Annotated in this window: 17 protein-coding genes; 9 read left to right on the plus strand and 8 right to left on the minus strand. The window is 41.8% G+C overall.

Features of this window, described 5'->3' with window-relative positions:
• Positions 1-2: 2 nt before the first annotated feature.
• Together A6755_RS10350 and vrrA are read right to left on the minus strand one after the other, a co-directional pair.
• Complete coding sequence (locus tag A6755_RS10350; protein ID WP_063590611.1) at positions 3-947, minus strand: 4-hydroxy-3-methylbut-2-enyl diphosphate reductase; 945 nt, start codon at positions 945-947, stop codon at positions 3-5.
• A 126-nt stretch (positions 948-1,073) separates the two neighbouring features.
• A complete protein-coding gene (gene vrrA / locus A6755_RS10355) occupies positions 1,074-1,760 on the minus strand; it encodes a VrrA/YqfQ family protein (RefSeq protein WP_063590612.1) in 687 nt (228 codons plus the stop codon).
• Between the two features lie 644 nt (positions 1,761-2,404).
• Between vrrA and A6755_RS10360 the strand changes: the two genes are divergently transcribed.
• Both A6755_RS10360 and A6755_RS10365 read left to right on the plus strand, forming a co-directional pair.
• The gene (locus A6755_RS10360; protein WP_063590613.1) at positions 2,405-3,718 is read left to right on the plus strand and encodes a DEAD/DEAH box helicase; all 1,314 of its coding nucleotides are present in this window, start codon (positions 2,405-2,407) and stop codon (positions 3,716-3,718) included.
• 12 nt (positions 3,719-3,730) lie between these two features.
• Complete coding sequence (locus tag A6755_RS10365; protein WP_063590614.1) at positions 3,731-4,657, plus strand: deoxyribonuclease IV; 927 nt, start codon at positions 3,731-3,733, stop codon at positions 4,655-4,657.
• A gap of 76 nt (positions 4,658-4,733) precedes the next feature.
• Here the strand turns inward: A6755_RS10365 and A6755_RS10370 are convergent, their stop codons facing one another.
• The gene (locus tag A6755_RS10370) at positions 4,734-4,994 is read right to left on the minus strand and encodes a DUF2624 family protein (protein WP_048677987.1); all 261 of its coding nucleotides are present in this window, start codon (positions 4,992-4,994) and stop codon (positions 4,734-4,736) included.
• A 211-nt stretch (positions 4,995-5,205) separates the two neighbouring features.
• On the opposite strand from A6755_RS10370, the gene A6755_RS10375 reads away from it, so the two are divergent.
• From A6755_RS10375 to A6755_RS10385, 3 genes are read left to right on the plus strand one after another with little or no spacing between them, the layout of a single operon-like run.
• The gene (locus A6755_RS10375; protein ID WP_053535720.1) at positions 5,206-5,970 is read left to right on the plus strand and encodes a metal ABC transporter ATP-binding protein; all 765 of its coding nucleotides are present in this window, start codon (positions 5,206-5,208) and stop codon (positions 5,968-5,970) included.
• Between the two features lie 21 nt (positions 5,971-5,991).
• Positions 5,992-6,825, plus strand: a complete 834-nt coding sequence (locus tag A6755_RS10380) for a metal ABC transporter permease (protein ID WP_034308452.1) — start codon at positions 5,992-5,994, stop codon at positions 6,823-6,825.
• A 15-nt stretch (positions 6,826-6,840) separates the two neighbouring features.
• Positions 6,841-7,266: a Fur family transcriptional regulator gene (locus tag A6755_RS10385; RefSeq protein ID WP_034308449.1), complete on the plus strand. Its 426-nt coding sequence runs from the start codon at positions 6,841-6,843 to the stop codon at positions 7,264-7,266.
• A gap of 37 nt (positions 7,267-7,303) precedes the next feature.
• On the opposite strand, the gene A6755_RS10390 is transcribed toward A6755_RS10385, so the two are convergent.
• A complete protein-coding gene (locus A6755_RS10390; protein WP_053535718.1) occupies positions 7,304-7,888 on the minus strand; it encodes a 5' nucleotidase, NT5C type in 585 nt (194 codons plus the stop codon).
• A 168-nt stretch (positions 7,889-8,056) separates the two neighbouring features.
• On the opposite strand from A6755_RS10390, the gene A6755_RS10395 reads away from it, so the two are divergent.
• Complete coding sequence (locus tag A6755_RS10395) at positions 8,057-8,527, plus strand: DUF4190 domain-containing protein (RefSeq protein ID WP_244889657.1); 471 nt, start codon at positions 8,057-8,059, stop codon at positions 8,525-8,527.
• A gap of 94 nt (positions 8,528-8,621) precedes the next feature.
• Here A6755_RS10395 and ispG read toward each other — a convergent pair whose 3' ends face one another.
• The 4 genes from ispG to A6755_RS10410 form a co-directional block, all read right to left on the minus strand.
• Positions 8,622-9,734 (minus strand): flavodoxin-dependent (E)-4-hydroxy-3-methylbut-2-enyl-diphosphate synthase, encoded by a 1,113-nt coding sequence (ispG, locus tag A6755_RS10400; RefSeq protein WP_187050875.1) that lies wholly within the window; start codon positions 9,732-9,734, stop codon positions 8,622-8,624.
• Positions 9,735-9,946: 212 nt separating this feature from the next.
• Positions 9,947-10,279 carry a LysM peptidoglycan-binding domain-containing protein gene (locus A6755_RS10405; RefSeq protein ID WP_063590615.1) on the minus strand — a complete coding sequence of 111 codons (333 nt, stop codon included), beginning with the start codon at positions 10,277-10,279 and terminating at the stop codon, positions 9,947-9,949.
• A 113-nt stretch (positions 10,280-10,392) separates the two neighbouring features.
• Positions 10,393-10,536 carry an anti-repressor SinI family protein gene (locus A6755_RS28105; protein WP_082162761.1) on the minus strand — a complete coding sequence of 48 codons (144 nt, stop codon included), beginning with the start codon at positions 10,534-10,536 and terminating at the stop codon, positions 10,393-10,395.
• Positions 10,537-10,709: 173 nt separating this feature from the next.
• Positions 10,710-11,477, minus strand: a complete 768-nt coding sequence (locus A6755_RS10410; RefSeq protein ID WP_063590616.1) for a DUF1189 domain-containing protein — start codon at positions 11,475-11,477, stop codon at positions 10,710-10,712.
• Positions 11,478-11,639: 162 nt separating this feature from the next.
• Between A6755_RS10410 and A6755_RS10415 the strand changes: the two genes are divergently transcribed.
• From A6755_RS10415 to A6755_RS10430, 3 genes are all read left to right on the plus strand, one after another.
• The gene (locus A6755_RS10415; protein ID WP_048677991.1) at positions 11,640-12,125 is read left to right on the plus strand and encodes a DUF456 domain-containing protein; all 486 of its coding nucleotides are present in this window, start codon (positions 11,640-11,642) and stop codon (positions 12,123-12,125) included.
• A 143-nt stretch (positions 12,126-12,268) separates the two neighbouring features.
• The gene (sodA, locus tag A6755_RS10420; protein ID WP_034308436.1) at positions 12,269-12,877 is read left to right on the plus strand and encodes a superoxide dismutase SodA; all 609 of its coding nucleotides are present in this window, start codon (positions 12,269-12,271) and stop codon (positions 12,875-12,877) included.
• Positions 12,878-15,548: 2,671 nt separating this feature from the next.
• Positions 15,549-16,769 carry an MFS transporter gene (locus tag A6755_RS10430; RefSeq protein ID WP_063590618.1) on the plus strand — a complete coding sequence of 407 codons (1,221 nt, stop codon included), beginning with the start codon at positions 15,549-15,551 and terminating at the stop codon, positions 16,767-16,769.
• The last annotated feature ends 46 nt before the right edge of the window (positions 16,770-16,815 follow it).

The following is a 16,815-nucleotide window of genomic DNA, read 5'->3' on the forward strand; positions in this document are numbered from 1 at the left end:
AATCATTTCTTCACTTTAATTTTAGGTAAAATTTTATGCAATGGCGTTTTCTTTTCGGTATTCCAAGTTGATTCCTCATTTGCTTCATATTGTTCTAGAAATGCGATAACTTCCTTCGTGATCGGAGTTGGTGTAGAAGCCCCCGAAGTGACGGCAACCGTTTCTGCACCTTTTAGCCATTCAAGGTTCAGCTCGGAAATGTCAGCGATTCGATAAGCTCTCGTCCCGGCAATCTCTTGGGACACTTGTGCAAGACGGTTTGAATTATTACTCTTAGGATCTCCGACAACGATTAAAACATCAGCTTCGCCAGCTTGCTCGGCAACGGCTTCTTGGCGAACCTGTGTCGCTAAGCAAATTTCCTTATGGACTTCGGCATGTGGGAACTTTTCCTTGACTTTATCCATGATATCCAAAACATCCCATTGGCTCATCGTTGTTTGATTGGTGACGATGATCTTATCACTATTCAAAGTCAAGGCTTCCACATCTTCATCCTTTTGAACCAGGTGAACGACATCGGGAGCAACTCCGACAGCACCCTCAGGTTCCGGATGGCCTTTTTTGCCAATATAAATGATTTGATAGCCTTCCGCTTGTTTTTCCCGAATTAAGTCATGTGTTGCGGTAACATCGGGACATGTTGCATCAAGCGTCACAAGCCCTTTTTTCTCAGCGATCTTCCTGATCTCAGGCGAAACGCCGTGAGCAGTAAAGATGACGGTTCCGCTGTCCACCTGTTCGATGATATCGTTGCGGTTGCTGCCGTCCAACGTGATGATGCCTTCTTCTTCAAACGCATCCGTCACATGTTTGTTATGCACGATCATTCCTAAAATGTAAATGGGACGTGGCAAGGTTTTATCTAAAGCCGCATTTCGGGCGATGACCATGGCATCGACAACGCCATAACAATAGCCGCGCGGGGAAATTTTAATCACTTTCATCTATGTGTCCTCCTTCAAGGCAAGAAACTCTCACTTTTTATACCTTTCTATTATATAAGACCATAGATGATATTACAAAACATCATATTTACATAAAATCAGTTATTGGTAATTTTTTTGTAGCCTTTAAATATAAAGCTTGGGACCTGAAGATCTCTTCCTTTTGGTTTCGGGACGAATTGGCGCAGTGGGGTTAGCTTCTATAGCTTTTTCTTTTTTCTTCGAAACCGTTTTTACCTCACTGTTTTCTTGTGCCCCAACCGCGGGGCCGCTTTCAACGGAAGCTCCGTCGTCCTTGGTCTCATCGGCTGATGATATGCTTCGGAAAACTTTCCACATGGAAGGCAGGTTTTTAATCACTGGACCGTATTGTTCCACCATAGGCGTGAATTGTTCAGCCGCTTGCAACACCTTTTGCGTGTTGGAAAGCATATTATTAAGGGAATCGGGGTTTTTTAATGTTTCTAAGATACCGCCTCCGCTGCTTCTTGAAGAACTTTGGTTAGTGGAACCCGCTGGCGCAAACAAATTCGGAGAAGCTGCTTTTTGTTTCGACTTACCGAGTATTTTTGACAATAACCCTTCTTTCTTTGCTGGCGGCATTTCCTGCCGCTGCTGTTGGTTGAATGGGCCGCGGAAACCTTGAGGTCCCTGTGGCACATGCGGTCTGTTTGGAATCATCGGACGCTGCATCTGCTGATAAGGATGGGGAATTTGCGGTGACTGCCTGAATGGAGCAGGGGGCTGCTGCCTCCTTCGGCCATTGGGTGGCGGAAAACCGGGTCCGGGTTGACGATTTCTATTTGGGAACATAGGTTTCACCTCCTAAGAATATTATATGCTGGTGTAATCTTCTATATAAATTATGCAACTCGACAAAAAAGGTTTGAGGAAAGAGTGACTGGGCAGTTGTGAAGTAACCGGAAAGAAGGTAAGATGGTAACGGTAGTCTTTTAGCTCCATGTCTGCGGGGGATACGCTATGACCAGGACAGGGGCTTTTCGTTTGCAAGAGTCCATTTTAAGAGAACTAACCTCAGCGTATGCGCTTTTATGATTAGAATGAATGGGGCATATCGGAAAAGGCGAATGACCTTACCGTTATGGGACAATCCCTATTTTCTTCACGAGCAACCCAGGCGCTTGCGCTTTTTGTGTAATCCAGCTTCAGCGCCTAGCTCGATGTGAAAAAGAGGATTGCCCTCACAAGGCAAAAAGCGCCTTATGGGACAATCCCTATTTTCTTCACGAGCAACCCAGGCGCTTGCGCTTTTTGTGTAATCCAGCTTCAGCGCCTAGTTCGATGTGAAAAAGAGGATTGCCCTCACAAGGCAAAAAGCGCCTTATGGGACAATCCCTATTTTCTTCACGAGCAACCCAGGCGCTTGCGCTTTTTGTGTAAAATTTATTATAATAACAGGACATGTCTTATGACTGACAGGATAAAGGGGTTTTTTGATGAAACAAAATCAATTTGAACGATTTAATTTGAAAAGCTACATTCTAGATGCGGTTCGTACTTTAGGGTTCGATAAGCCGACGGAAATTCAAGAGCGCGTGCTTCCGTCGCTTTTAAAGGGAAGTAGCTTAATTGGACAGTCGCAGACAGGTACAGGAAAGACACATTCCTATTTGCTGCCGATCATGAACAGGCTTGATGCTGGTAAAAATGAGGTTCAAGCGATTATTTCCGCACCAACCCGTGAGTTAGCGAACCAAATCTACAAAGAAGCTTTGAAAATTGCTGACCATTTCCCTGAGGATGAGCAGATTCAAGTCCGTTGTTTCATCGGTGGAACTGATAAACAGCGAATGATCGATAAATTGAAGACACAGCCGCAATTGGTAATTGGTACGCCGGGCCGGATCAAGGACTTGGTTGAAGCCCAGGCATTACAGGTGTACACAGCAAAAATGCTTGTGGTCGATGAAGCGGATCTTATGCTAGATATGGGATTCATAGAAGATGTCGATTTATTTGCATCACGCATGGCTGAAAAAATTCAAATGCTTGTCTTTTCGGCAACCATCCCAGAAAAATTGAAGCCGTTTTTGAATAAATATATGGAGAATCCAAAGTATGTTCAGGTGAATCCCAAGCAGGCGACCGCTTCGAAAATCGAACATGTTCTCGTACCGCTTCGCCACCGGAACAAAGAGCAGTTGCTTCATGACATCATCGTTCGTTATAATCCATATTTGGCGATTATTTTCACGAACACAAAGAAAATGGCGGACCATGTGGCTAATTCCTTAATCGATAAAGGGTTGAATGTCGGCCGTATTCATGGGGATTTAACGCCTCGTGAGCGTAAAAAAATGATGAAGCAAATCAATGATTTGGAGTATCAATTCATCGTTGCGACTGATCTGGCTTCCCGTGGAATCGATATTGAAGGTGTAAGTCATATCATTAACTATGAATTGCCTTCAGATTTGGATTTTTATATCCATAGGACGGGAAGGACGGCTCGTGCAGGATATTCAGGCATTGCCACTACCATTTACGATACTTCCGATGAAGATGCATTGAACCGCCTTGAAAAAATGGGCATCGAGTTCCGTGATGCCGATATCCAAAACGGTGATTGGGTTGATATCGACGAGCGTAATAAACGGAAAAACCGTAAAAAACAAAAATCTGATATCGATGTTAAGGCGAGCAGGCACATTAAGAAGCCAACTAAAGTCAAGCCAGGATACAAGAAGAAAATTCAACGAGATGTGGAAAACTTTAAAAAACGCGAACGTCGTATACAGAGAAAGAAATAGGGGAGAAATCAGATGCTGAAGATTGGATCGCATGTTTCAATGAGCGGGAAAGGCATGCTTCTTGCTGCGAGTCAGGAAGCGGCTTCGTATGGCTCCAATACATTCATGATCTATACAGGGGCCCCTCAAAACACAAGACGTAAAAAAATCGAGGATTTAAATATCGAAGCCGGAAGATTGCATATGGAGGAAAATGGAATCAGTGATATCGTCGTCCATGCTCCGTATATCATTAATATAGGAAATACCACGAATCCAGCCACATACGAACTTGGAGTCAACTTCTTACGCAGCGAAATCGATCGGACCGAAGCGATTGGCGCAAGGCAGATCGTACTTCATCCAGGTGCGCATGTCGGTGCTGGAAGCGAACTGGGAATCAAGAGAATCATCGAAGGTTTGAATGAAGTGCTGACTGCCGATGATAAAGTTCAGATTGCCCTTGAAACGATGGCGGGTAAAGGTTCCGAATGTGGCAGGTCTTTCGAAGAGCTGGCGATGATCATTGATGGTGTGACCCATAATGAAAAATTATCGGTTTGCTTCGATACTTGCCATACTCACGATGCCGGATATAATATCATCGAGGATTTCGATGGAGTACTGAATGAATTTGATAAAGTGGTCGGCGTTGACCGAATCAAGGTACTTCACATAAACGATAGTAAAAACGAACGCGGCACGCGTAAGGACCGCCATGAAAACATTGGTTTCGGTCATATTGGTTTTAAGGCTTTGAATGATATTGTCCACCATCCGCAATTAAGCTCTGTTCCTAAAATCCTGGAAACACCTTATGTAGGGGAAGACAAAAAAGACAAAAAGGCCCCATATAAATTCGAAATTGATATGTTCAAGAATAAACAATTTGAAGAAGATTTATTGGAAAAGATCAGATTCCAATTATCACAAATAGAAAGGGACGATTCATCGATATGAAGATGAATCGTCCTTTCATTTTGCATTTGGATTAAGTATGCTCAAATAAAGACTGTCGTCAGCAGGCTTGGAATCTTTAAAAATTGGATGTAAGGTTGTTGAAGAGGGATTCTATTTCCCTGGCCGTGCTTGCTCCGGCAACTTTTGTAATTTGACCAAGTACGTTCTGTCTTTGACGTATATCAAAAATGTTAATATTTTTACCGGCTAGAAGTGCAGTAATATCCTGTGCTTGTTTTTGAGTGAGTGCAACCTTATGCTGTTTAGCAAGGGAAAGCAGTTCATCTGGGCGTATACTGTTGATTTTATGATTGACCATCATTTCAAATAATTTCAAACGATCTCCTCCTTTGTTAAAACATATGAAGGAAGTGGATGTATGTGAACATGAAACTTTGTTTGATTACGAAATTGGTTCAGATAACATTTTTTTGTGATTCAAGGCATATCGGCACTTGTTCGGAGGACCGGATTCTTTACATCTGGACTTCTTTGATTTATACTAACGATTGTTAATCGTAATGATTCTTAAAAAATAGGTGATCTCTTTGGATAATGTAGTAAACCCCATAGTTAAATTTGAAGATATATCTTACAAATATACAAAAGATCTGGTGCTGGAACATGTTTCGCTTGAAATTCCCAGAGGGGCATTCCTAGCTATCGTCGGGCCGAATGGATCCGGTAAATCAACGCTTTTGAAATTGCTGCTTGGTCTGTTCAAGCTCCAAAAGGGGAAAATTGAAATATTCGGGGAAGACATTCGGCGCTTTAAAGATTGGCAAAAGGTCGGGTTCGTTTCCCAAAAGGCGAATTCCTTCAACTCAGGATTCCCTGCCACTGTATTTGAGGTGGTTCAGAGCGGTTTGACCAAAAAAATAGGCTTATTTAAGTTCGCTGGCAAAGAGGATAAGCAAAAGGTTAAGAAGGCTCTGGAATCAGTGGACATGCTGGAATATCAAAATCGCAATATCGGGGAATTGTCCGGAGGCCAGCAGCAGAGGGTATTCATTGCCCGTTCACTGGTCAGCGAGCCGGAATTGATGATATTGGATGAGCCCACTGTTGGCGTTGATTCAAAAAACGTCCACCAATTTTATGAAATGCTTGAGATGTTGAATAAAAAATTAGGAATAACCCTGATTTTAGTAACCCATGATGTTGGTACTGTGACCGATAAAGTCACACATGTCGCCTGCTTGAATAAAAAGCTTCATTTTCATGGGGATGCCTGTGAATATAATGAGTTGGATGAAGGTGAACTCTCGTCCATTTATGGACATGGAGTCCAATTTTTAAATCATGATCATTAATATGTTTTGGAGGATAGCCCAATGATATCGGGGATATTGCAATTTGAATTTTTGCAGAACGCATTCTTGACCGGAATCATCATCGGAGCGATTGCGCCATTAGTGGGCGTTTTTGTCGTGGTAAGGCGGATGTCGATGATTTCCGATGCGCTCAGTCATGTAGCGCTTGCTGGTATAGCGTTCAGTTTATTGCTGCAGAAGAGCTTTCTATCTTTAGCAGGATTGAATCCACTTTATATTGGAATGGCGTTTTCTGTAGGTGGTTCATTATTCATCGAAAAATTAAGAGGGGTGTACAAGCATTACCAAGAGCTTGCAATCCCGATCATTATGTCCGGCGGCATGGGTCTTAGTGTCATCTTCATATCCATTGCTGATGGTTTCAATACGGATTTATATGGTTATTTATTCGGCAGTGTCAGTGCCGTCAGCCGTGCGGACTTGTACGTCATTTTGGCAGTGGGGCTAGTCGTAGCCTTGATGCTCACTTTATTGTATAAAGAATTATTTCTGTTATCATTTGATGAAGAGCATGCCAAAGCGTCTGGAATCCCTTATAAAGCGATTCATTTTATTTTTATCGTCATGGTCGCATTGGTTATTGCCGCTTCCATGAAAATCATTGGCATATTACTTGTTTCTTCGCTCATGACGCTCCCGGTAGCAGCCAGTCTCCGCTTTGCCAAGGGCTTTAAGCAGATGATTGGTTATTCGGTATTATTCGGTGAAGTTTCCGTCATAGGCGGATTATTCTTATCATACAACCTTGACCTCGCTCCCGGCGGGACCATTGTAATAATAGCTGTACTAATTCTCATCTTGTCAATTTTGTTTGATAAGTGGAAAAATCGATAGATGGGGTGATGTATTTTGAACGTAACTACTGCCATGCAACTTTTAAAAGATAAAGGTTTTAAGCATACAGGAAAGAGGGAAGAAATGCTTCAGCTCTTCTCTTCCAGCGATAAATATTTAACGGCCAAAGATGTATTGGAGAATATGAAACAGGATTATCCAGGTTTAAGCTTCGATACGATTTACAGAAATCTTTCATTATTTGTCGAGCTGGGCATCTTTGAAGCGACCGAGTTGGAAGGGGAAAAGCGTTTTCGTTTTACATGCGGTCATTCTTCCCACCATCACCACTTCATCTGTTTGAACTGTGGAAAAACGAAAGAAATTGAATTGTGCCCGATGCAGGAACTTCAGGAAAGCTTGAAGGACTACGATGTTTCGGGGCATAAATTTGAAATTTACGGACGCTGTCCTGCATGTAGCGTATCTTTGGAAGCATAAAAAACCATTGACCTCAAGTCAATGGTTTTTTCTTGTCTCATTTTATAGTTGCCGGTTTCCCTGACATCCATTGATTCACCCAGGCAGAGGCTTCTTGCCAATTGTTGACCCGAATCACCCTTTCAGGCACGGGATCTTGGTTGTAAGGGGTATTAAATAAAATCACGGGTATTTTACACTCTTCTGAAATCGCCACTGCATTATCGTGCTTGTCCTCCAAAAAGAGATCGACTTCGAATTTTTTGGCTGCAGCAATCTTATCGTGTGAACCTACAAGCTCTATATGATCATATAGGACTTGATTACTCGTGAACCAATTCTTCGTTACATCCAATAAACGGGAGCTCCTGGCACTGATGAAATAAAGGTTGGCTTGTTCTGTCCATTTTTCCAATACATCTTTCGCACCTTCAGCCAATAATGATTCGGAATAGATGAGCGGCTCGGTCTCGATGAACCATTTAGTGAAATCCTCTTTTGGAACATTCACGAAAGGCAATAAGTCATATTCGGTTATGTCTTCATATGCTAAATTCAGTTGAAATGCTTTATTTAAAAAGGGAACCATGGAATCAGGTCTTGTGACAGTCCCGTCTATATCGATGCCAAAACGTTTTTTCATGATGAATCTCTCCTCATTTTCAATACTTGTAATAGTGTAACATATCCCATCATAGCTTTGGTAAAAACCCATATTTATTTCCAAGACATGAAACCATTTTCACGATGGGTTCCTGCGATTTTTACATACACTATAAATGCTTCACAAACGAAAGTGAGGGATGCACGAATGGAAAAAGATCAATACTCCAGTATTGACGATGAAATGCAATTGACGAAAGAGGGCAGTGAACCATCCGTTGTGGATGATCAGCATCATGAGCGGTATTATAATGAAGATAAACCTGAAGATGACAGACGATATGAGAGCGGTGAGACCATAACCAACATGGATAACCGTTATCAGGAAGAAACGTCTGCCGAGATTTCAACACCGCCTCAGCGAATCAGGTCATATAAAAATGATGAAACCGAAGAGGGTAATGGTTTGGGGAATGTGGCATCAAGAGGAAAAGCCATTGGTGTCATAGCATTGATCATCTCCATTTTATCGTTATTCATGATGCCTTTCATTTTAGGGATTGTGGGTATCATTGTAGGTATAGTGGCAAGAAGCCGGGGATCGAACCTGGGTACTTGGGCCATCGGCATAGGTGTTGTCTCCATCATCGTTGGCATATTTATTGCCCCGTTCTTTTAGCATCGTTAAACCCTTTGATGTCATTTACATCAAAGGGTTTTTCAAATGATAAAAAACAAAAAATCCCGATAATGAAAATTCGGGATTCTTTGTTTTATTTATTTAGTAATGCTGCTGCAGCAGCTTCGGCTCTTTGTTTTTCATAGTACTCTTCAGCGATTTTGTCAATTTCCTTTTTCAGTTCCTCGACCATCGTCTCTTCAGGCACTTTACGTACGATTTGTCCTTTTCTAAACAGTAAACCTTCACCGCGGGCGCCGGCTATGCCGATATCAGCCTCACGGGCTTCTCCAGGGCCGTTTACAGCACAACCAAGCACTGATACCTTGATTGGTGCTTTAACCGTCTGGATGTACTCTTCAACTTCATTGGCGATGGAAATCAAATCAATCTCGATTCGACCGCAAGTTGGGCAGGAAATTAAAGTGGCCATGTTGGAAGCAAGGCCGAATACTTTTAGGAGCTCCCTTGCCACCTTCACCTCTTCGACGGGATCGGCACTTAAGGAAACACGAATCGTGCTTCCGATACCCTGACTTAGGATGGCACCTAGTCCGGCAGCGCTCTTTACGGTTCCGGAGAACAGTGTACCTGATTCCGTGATCCCAAGGTGTAAAGGATAATCGAATGCTTTTGAAGCTTTTTCATATGCCTCGATTGCTAAATTCACATCGGAAGCTTTCATCGAAACGATAATATCATGAAAATCCAGATCTTCTAGAATCTTGATATGGTGTAAAGCACTTTCCACCATTCCATCAGCAGTCGGGTAGCCATATTTCTCGAGGATTTTCTTCTCTAGAGAACCAGCATTGACGCCGATACGGATTGGTATTCCTTTAGCCTTCGCAGCTTTCACGACTGCTTCAACCTTTTCACGGCGTCCGATATTACCAGGGTTTATCCTGATTTTATCCGCTCCGCCTTCGATTGCCTTCAGAGCAAGTTTGTAATCGAAATGAATATCGACTACAAGAGGGATGTTTATCCGTTTTTTTATCTCAGAGATTGCGTCAGCTGCCCTTTCATCCGGACAGGCTACGCGTACGATTTGACATCCCGCCTCTTCAAGACGAAGGATTTCTGCAACCGTTGCTTCAACATCATGTGTTTTTGTCGTTGTCATGCTTTGTACTATAACTTCATTATTGCCGCCAATCGTTAAGTTTCCGACTTTAATTGGCCGCGTTTTGGTGCGATGTATGATTTCACTCAAGTGGAATTCTCTCCTTTAGGAAAAAATCAGTTTTGATTTTTAATTTGTTTCTCTGAAATATTGTATCAATGTACTTACCGCTTGACAAGGAAATAGGACGCATAATCTTTTTTCAATAAGTGACATCTCCTATTTATGGGAGTTTTTGGTATTTGGAAATCCCCTTAAGTGTGTTTGTGAAGGCACTAATCCCCATATGAAAGTTATTTATAAACGGGAATTTTATAAGTTTTGCCAATCTGCATATTTTCTGGCTTCAATCCCTCATTCAAACTTTGAAAGTCAGAGATGATCGTTTCGATTGGGTGATTGGATTTGCCTTTTTCCTTTTCGACGATGGAGAGTAAGGTATCCCCGGGTTGCATTGTGATTTCTTTATAAGCGGCAGACGGTGCGGATTCAGGCTGGCTGGCCGGCACGGCCGGTTCGCCTGTAGAGGCAGGTGGATGGGAAGCCGGCAGGGTACCCGTAGTCAAATCAAAATAAATAATAAATAAAGTGAAACAGAATGAGATAAAAAGCAGTAGCCGTTTCAATTTTCCATCCTCCCAAGCTTGTCTTTAATTCATCTATACTTGGAGGGGGCAAAAAATATGCCTAAAAATGGGCGATTTTTCAAATGGAATGTGAGAGTGGCCGTTCAAATTGTCTATTTCAGTTGAGTAACATCCTTATTATTTGAATGATTGCTGAGAAAGGAGCGAATTTCCTTTTGGGTCAGCCCACTCTTTTTTGCCTCCAATATGAGTAACAACCACTGTACATCAATATGACTCTCTTTCACGTCTATCACCTCTTAAATACTATTTCAATCATAAGTATAGTAATAACTGGGTGAGTATTTTGTCGAATTAAGTAGATATAAAAAATGATGACTGTAGTCATACGAGGGAATGGCAAGGATTGCCCGGTTTTGTGCAAAAGCAAAAAAATCCGGACCTAGGTGGGTCCGGATCTTATTTAACCTCAATTTCCCATCTTATTGGCTGATGTTTCTTTAATGGATAAATATAACATCATTAATGTAACAAACCAGCTAATGATGGAAGCGAATGGTACAATTGCTTGAAAAGCATCCATGATGGTGAAGAATATGGTGGCAAGAGTTATGCTGTATGCACTAATTCTCCAAAGATGCCTGTAGGAAAGTGGACGGCCAAGAGCGTTCTTGAAAAAAAGACCAAAAGCAGCAATGATTGTCACTTTAATGAAGATTCCGCTAGCAGTAAACAGGTATAATATGAGTAGAAGCAATGGAATGATGATCGGCAGCACAGATTCAACTGAATCAAGCCAAGTGGATATTTCCTGATTATCTCCCTCCAGAACTGAATAAGGAGAGGATTGCACATTGCCTCCGGATACGAAAACCAGGTCAGACTTCAAAAGTGCGACAGCCTCATCAGCTTCTGCAGCTACCTTTTCCGGGGTCAAGGCTCCCGTGCCATCCACAAAAATTTGATATCCGTTTTTATTCAGGCTAAATGGCTCATCTTCTTCAGTCGTCAACGTGCCATTTTTGATTTCAAATGCCGGTAAGTCTTCGGATACTGTTTCGTGCATGGCATCTATCCCGTCAACTATCATTGTACCGAAATAAAAAGCTGAAGGGAGAAAGGCGATGAGACTTATAAAGAAAACGTATAAAATCGTTTTCCCGATACCTTGGTTTTGAAAGGAAGCGATATCTTTAGGGGAAAATATGCTAACCCATAGTTGTTTGAATATGTTCAATGTTTTCAGCACCTATCTATATAAGATTCCTAACCAATTTTAACTATATGGGAAAAATAAAACAACCTGTATTCAGCTTCATTGGTTTCAAACAACAGTAATGAGGTAATTATGGAGAGATAAATCAAATTATAAATTAAATGAGAAAGGGGCTTTTGAGATATGGACACACTATTTTGGATAATAATCACCCTCATGTTCATAATGGGATTTGTCGGTCTGATTTTTCCAATCATCCCAAGTGTTTTGTTCATTTTTGGCGGAATATTGTTATATGGACTTTTTTATTCTTTTGAACCATTTGGCTGGTTTTTCTGGACGGTCCAAATTTTATTCGTCATCCTTTTATTCGCAGCCGATTATATTGCCAACATGGTCGGGGTCAAAAAGTATGGCGGCACGAAAGCGGGTATTTGGGGCAGTACGATTGGGCTTCTGGTCGGGCCATTCGTGATTCCATTCGTCGGAATTCTGATAGGTCCATTCATCGGGGCATTCCTGGCAGAGATCCTGGTACATAAACAAGACCCTGTTACTGCTTCCAAAATCGGCCTTGGTTCCGTTGTAGGTTTTATAAGCAGCGTAATCACAAAAGGCATCATACAGCTTCTGATGATAGGATATTTTATATTCGTGGTATTCTCATAGGAAAAATAATAGAAAAATGAAAAATTGAGGCATATGGTTTGAAACGGTTACAAAAATTTGATACTCTATTGCTAGCGAGCTTTAGGTATCTTTCGAGAACTGAAGCCCTCAAAAAAACAGCTTACATAGGGAGGAATTTTATTATGGCTTTTGAACTTCCACAATTACCGTATGCATATGATGCATTAGAACCACACATCGACAAAGAAACGATGAACATTCACCACACTAAACATCACAACACATATGTGACAAACCTGAACAATGCGCTTGAAGGCAACCAAGAACTTCTAAGCAAAAGCGTAGAAGAAATCGTCGCTAACCTTGACGCAGTACCTGAAGCTGTTCGTACAGCTGTACGCAACAATGGTGGCGGACACGCTAACCACACTTTATTCTGGGAAATCCTTTCACCTAACGGCGGCGGACAACCAACTGGTGAATTAGCGGATGCCATCACTTCAAAATTCGGAAGCTTTGACAGCTTTAAAGAAGAGTTCGCTAAAGCGGCTACTACTCGTTTCGGATCTGGCTGGGCTTGGCTTGCAGTCAACAATGGCGAGTTGGAAGTAACAAGTACACCAAACCAAGACAATCCATTATCAGAAGGTAAAACACCGCTACTTGGATTGGACGTTTGGGAGCATGCTTACTACTTAAACTACCAAAACCGCCGTCCTGAATACATCAATTCTTTCTGGAATGTTGTAAACTGGGATGAAGTTGCAAAACGTTACAGCGCTGCAAAATAATTTGTAATTAAAAAAGACGGGATTCCTTTTACAAAAGGAATCCCGTCTTTTTTTGGTTTCAACCGAACCGGAATATTAAAAGGCATCTCGTATTGCTTGTTTCTCCCAAAAGAAATGAAAGAAATTCACAAGTAAAAGCTCCGAATTTACGAGAACGCATAAATTCACGAGTAAAATCTTCAAATTCACGAATAAAAGCTCAAAACTCACGAGTAAATGCCCAAAACTCACGAGTAAAAGCCCGAAATTCACGAGTAAATGCCCAAAACTCACGAGTAAAAGCTCAAAATTCACGAATAAAAGCATCGATTCACGAGTAACCCCCCCAATTCATGAGTGAAAACTCGAAATACACGAGTAAAAGTCCGAATTCACGAGTGAACACCCCAAATTCATGAACATCCCCTTCGTCTCCCAGTCGAAGAGTGTTCTTTATACTGTTCTTGATTTAAAGGGAAAAGCTTTTAAGGAAAACAGTATAAGGGCAACTACTTCTCTGTCAGCGCCATCTTGGCTCGCCAATCGAAGAGTTTTCTTTATACTGTTCTTGATTTAAAGGGAAAAGCTTTTAAGGAAAACAGTATAAGGGCAACTACTTCTCTGTCATCGCCATCTTGGCTCGCCAATCGAAGAGTTTTCTTTATACTGTTTTTGATTTAAAGGGAAAAGATTTTAAGGGAAACAGTATAAGGGCAACTACTTCTCTGTCGTCGCCATCCTGGCTGGCCAATCGAAGAGTGTTCTTTATACTGTTTTTGATTTAAAGGGAAAAGATTTTAAGGGAAACAGTATAAGGGCAACTACTTCTCTGTCGTCGCCATCCTGGCTCGCCAATCGAAGAGTTTTCTTTATACTGTTCTTGATTTTATTTGAGAGAGCTTTTAAGGAAAACAGTATAAGTGCAACTACTTCTCTGTCATCGCCATCCTGGCTCGCCAGTCGAAGAGTTTTCTTTATACTGTTCTTGCTTTAATAGGAAGAGCTTTAAGGAAAACAGTATAAGGGCAACTACTTCTCTGTCATCGCCATCCTGGCTCGCCAGGCGAAGAGTTTTCTTTATACTGTTCTTGATTTAATAGGAAGCGCTTTAAGGAAAACAGTATAAGTGCAACTCCTTCTCTGTCGTCGCCATCCTGGCTCGCCAGTCGAAGAGTTTTCTTTATCCTGTTCTTGATTTAATAGGAAGAGCTTTAAGGAAAACAGTATAAGGGCAACTACTTCTCTGTCATCGCCATCCTGGCTCGCCAGGCGAAGAGTTTTCTTTATACTGTTCTTGATTTAATAGGAAGCGCTTTAAGGAAAACAGTATAAGTGCAACTCCTTCTCTGTCGTCGCCATCCTGGCTCGCCAGTCGAAGAGTTTTCTTTATACTGTTCTTGATTTAATAGGAAGAGCTTTAAGGAAAACAGTATAAGGGCAACTACTTCTCTGTCATCGCCACCTGGCTCGCCAATCGAAGAGTGTTCTTTATACTGTTCTTGATTTTATTTGAGAGAGCTTTTAAGGGAAACAGTATAAGGGCAACTACTTCTCAGTCATCGCCATCCTGGCTCGCCAGTCGCAGAGTTTTCTTTATACTGTTCGTGATTTAATAGGAAGAGCTTTAAGGAAAACAGTATAAGGGCAACTACGTCTCAGTCATCGCCATCCTGGCTCGCCAGTCGCAGAGTTTTCTTTATACTGTTCGTGATTTAATAGGAAGAGCTTTAAGGAAAACAGTATAAGGGCAACTACGTCTCAGTCATCGCCATCCTGGCTCGCCAGTCGCAGAGTTTTCTTTATACTGTTCGTGATTTAATAGGAAGAGCTTTAAGGAAAACAGTATAAGGGCAACTACGTCTCAGTCATCGCCATCCTGGCTCGCCAGTCGCAGAGTTTTCTTTATACTGTTCGTGATTTAATAGGAAGAGCTTTAAGGAAAACAGTATAAGGGCAACTACGTCTCAGTCATCGCCATCCTGGCTCGCCAGTCGCAGAGTTTTCTTTATACTGTTCGTGATTTAATAGGAAGAGCTTTAAGGAAAACAGTATAAGGGCAACTACGTCTCAGTCATCGCCATCCTGGCTCGCCAGTCGCAGAGTTTTCTTTATACTGTTCGTGATTTAATAGGAAGAGCTTTAAGGAAAACAGTATAAGGGCAACTACGTCTCAGTCATCGCCATCCTGGCTCGCCAGTCGCAGAGTTTTCTTTATACTGTTCGTGATTTAATAGGAAGAGCTTTAAGGAAAACAGTATAAGGGCAACTACGTCTCAGTCATCGCCATCCTGGCTCGCCAGTCGCAGAGTTTTCTTTATACTGTTCGTGATTTAATAGGAAGAGCTTTAAGGAAAACAGTATAAGGGCAACTACGTCTCAGTCATCGCCATCCTGGCTCGCCAGTCGCAGAGTTTTCTTTATACTGTTCGTGATTTAATAGGAAGAGCTTTAAGGAAAACAGTATAAGGGCAACTACGTCTCAGTCATCGCCATCCTGGCTCGCCAGTCGCAGAGTTTTCTTTATACTGTTCGTGATTTAATAGGAAGAGCTTTAAGGAAAACAGTATAAGGGCAACTACTTCTCTGTCATCGCCACCTGGCTCGCCAATCGAAGAGTTTTCTTTACCTTTTTTTACATAAATTCTTTTGTTTTTTCAAACACTAGAGTGGAATTTAAAGGAGAGTTAAAACAATGGGTATTTTAGAGAGATGGTTGGGTGAAGCGGGCGGGAAGAAGGATTTGCACCTCCTTTTGTTTATTGGCGGGCTGTACAGCCTAAGTATTGCTTTATCCAATACATTCGTTAATGTGTACTTGTGGAAACAATCCGGTCAAATTGTTGATATTGCCGTATATAATCTAACCGTGGTGCTTTTTCAACCGCTTACTTTTGTCTTTGCCGGCAGGCTCGCGAAAAAGGTTGACCGAATCATTGTTTTGCGTCTGGGTGTTATCTTTTTGGCCCTGTTTTATTTATCGGTCCTATTGGTCGGCACACGGGCAACGGATTTCCTTTGGTTGCTTGGTGGGCTGTTAGGAATCGGTTATGGGTTTTATTGGCTTGCCTATAATGTCTTGACTTTTGAAATAACTGAACCGGAAACCAGGGATTTCTTCAATGGATTTTTAGGGATTTTATCATCCATTGGGGGAATGGTCGGTCCGATTCTTTCAGGGTTCATCATTTCGAGGCTTGAGAAATTCACGGGATATTCCATTGTATTCGGATTGTCTTTGCTATTGTTTTCCGTTGCGGTTTTTCTTAGCTTTTCGTTAAAAAGACGTCCGGCTCATGGCAGGTATTGCTTCTTTAGGATATTGCAGGAACGGAAAAATAATCGGAATTGGCGCTTGATCACTCGTGCTCACTTTTTTCAAGGGATACGAGAGGGCACATTCATGTTCATCATTTCGATTACCGTTTTCATTCAGACGGATAGTGAACTTGCCTTAGGGAGCTATGGTCTGTTAAATTCGGCCATATCATTCGTTGCGTATTTTTTTGCTTCACGATATATAAAACAGCCGATGCGCAAAAAGGCGATACTTATTGGAGGAATCCTGTTGTATGCAGGGGTCTTATTGATTGCATTTGATATCACATTCGGGAAGCTTCTCATTTATGGGGCAATTGTCGCAACCGCTTATCCTATTCTTTTGGTCCCTTATATATCACTGACCTATGATATTATAGGCCGGGCTTGGAAAGCAGCAGAAATGAGGATTGAATATATCGTTGTCCGGGAATTGTTCGTTCATATTGGAAGGATTGTATCCATATCAGGATTCATACTTTCCGTCATGTTATTCGACCTAAAGCAATTACTGCCGATTTATCTGTTGATCGTCGGGGCAGGGCATACCGTGATATATTGGTTTGTACGGAAAATCGATATCATTGACCAAGATTGAAAAGAGGCCTTAGAGGCCTCTTTTCAATCTACATGACTTACGGTTG

Source organism: Peribacillus frigoritolerans (assembly GCF_001636405.1).
GTDB lineage: Bacteria > Bacillota > Bacilli > Bacillales > DSM-1321 > Peribacillus > Peribacillus frigoritolerans.

What these genes read in the sequence shown, in the direction of transcription:
- A6755_RS10390 (WP_053535718.1), bottom strand. Translation starts at nt 7,888, where the DNA reads ATGAAAAAACGTTTTGGCATCGATATAGACGGGACTGTCACAAGACCT.
- A6755_RS10365 (WP_063590614.1), top strand. Translation starts at nt 3,731, where the DNA reads ATGCTGAAGATTGGATCGCATGTTTCAATGAGCGGGAAAGGCATGCTT.
- A6755_RS10350 (WP_063590611.1), bottom strand. Translation starts at nt 947, where the DNA reads ATGAAAGTGATTAAAATTTCCCCGCGCGGCTATTGTTATGGCGTTGTC.
- A6755_RS10395 (WP_244889657.1), top strand. Translation starts at nt 8,057, where the DNA reads ATGGAAAAAGATCAATACTCCAGTATTGACGATGAAATGCAATTGACG.
- vrrA (WP_063590612.1), bottom strand. Translation starts at nt 1,760, where the DNA reads ATGTTCCCAAATAGAAATCGTCAACCCGGACCCGGTTTTCCGCCACCC.
- A6755_RS10415 (WP_048677991.1), top strand. Translation starts at nt 11,640, where the DNA reads ATGGACACACTATTTTGGATAATAATCACCCTCATGTTCATAATGGGA.
- A6755_RS10360 (WP_063590613.1), top strand. Translation starts at nt 2,405, where the DNA reads ATGAAACAAAATCAATTTGAACGATTTAATTTGAAAAGCTACATTCTA.
- A6755_RS10430 (WP_063590618.1), top strand. Translation starts at nt 15,549, where the DNA reads ATGGGTATTTTAGAGAGATGGTTGGGTGAAGCGGGCGGGAAGAAGGAT.
- sodA (WP_034308436.1), top strand. Translation starts at nt 12,269, where the DNA reads ATGGCTTTTGAACTTCCACAATTACCGTATGCATATGATGCATTAGAA.
- A6755_RS10380 (WP_034308452.1), top strand. Translation starts at nt 5,992, where the DNA reads ATGATATCGGGGATATTGCAATTTGAATTTTTGCAGAACGCATTCTTG.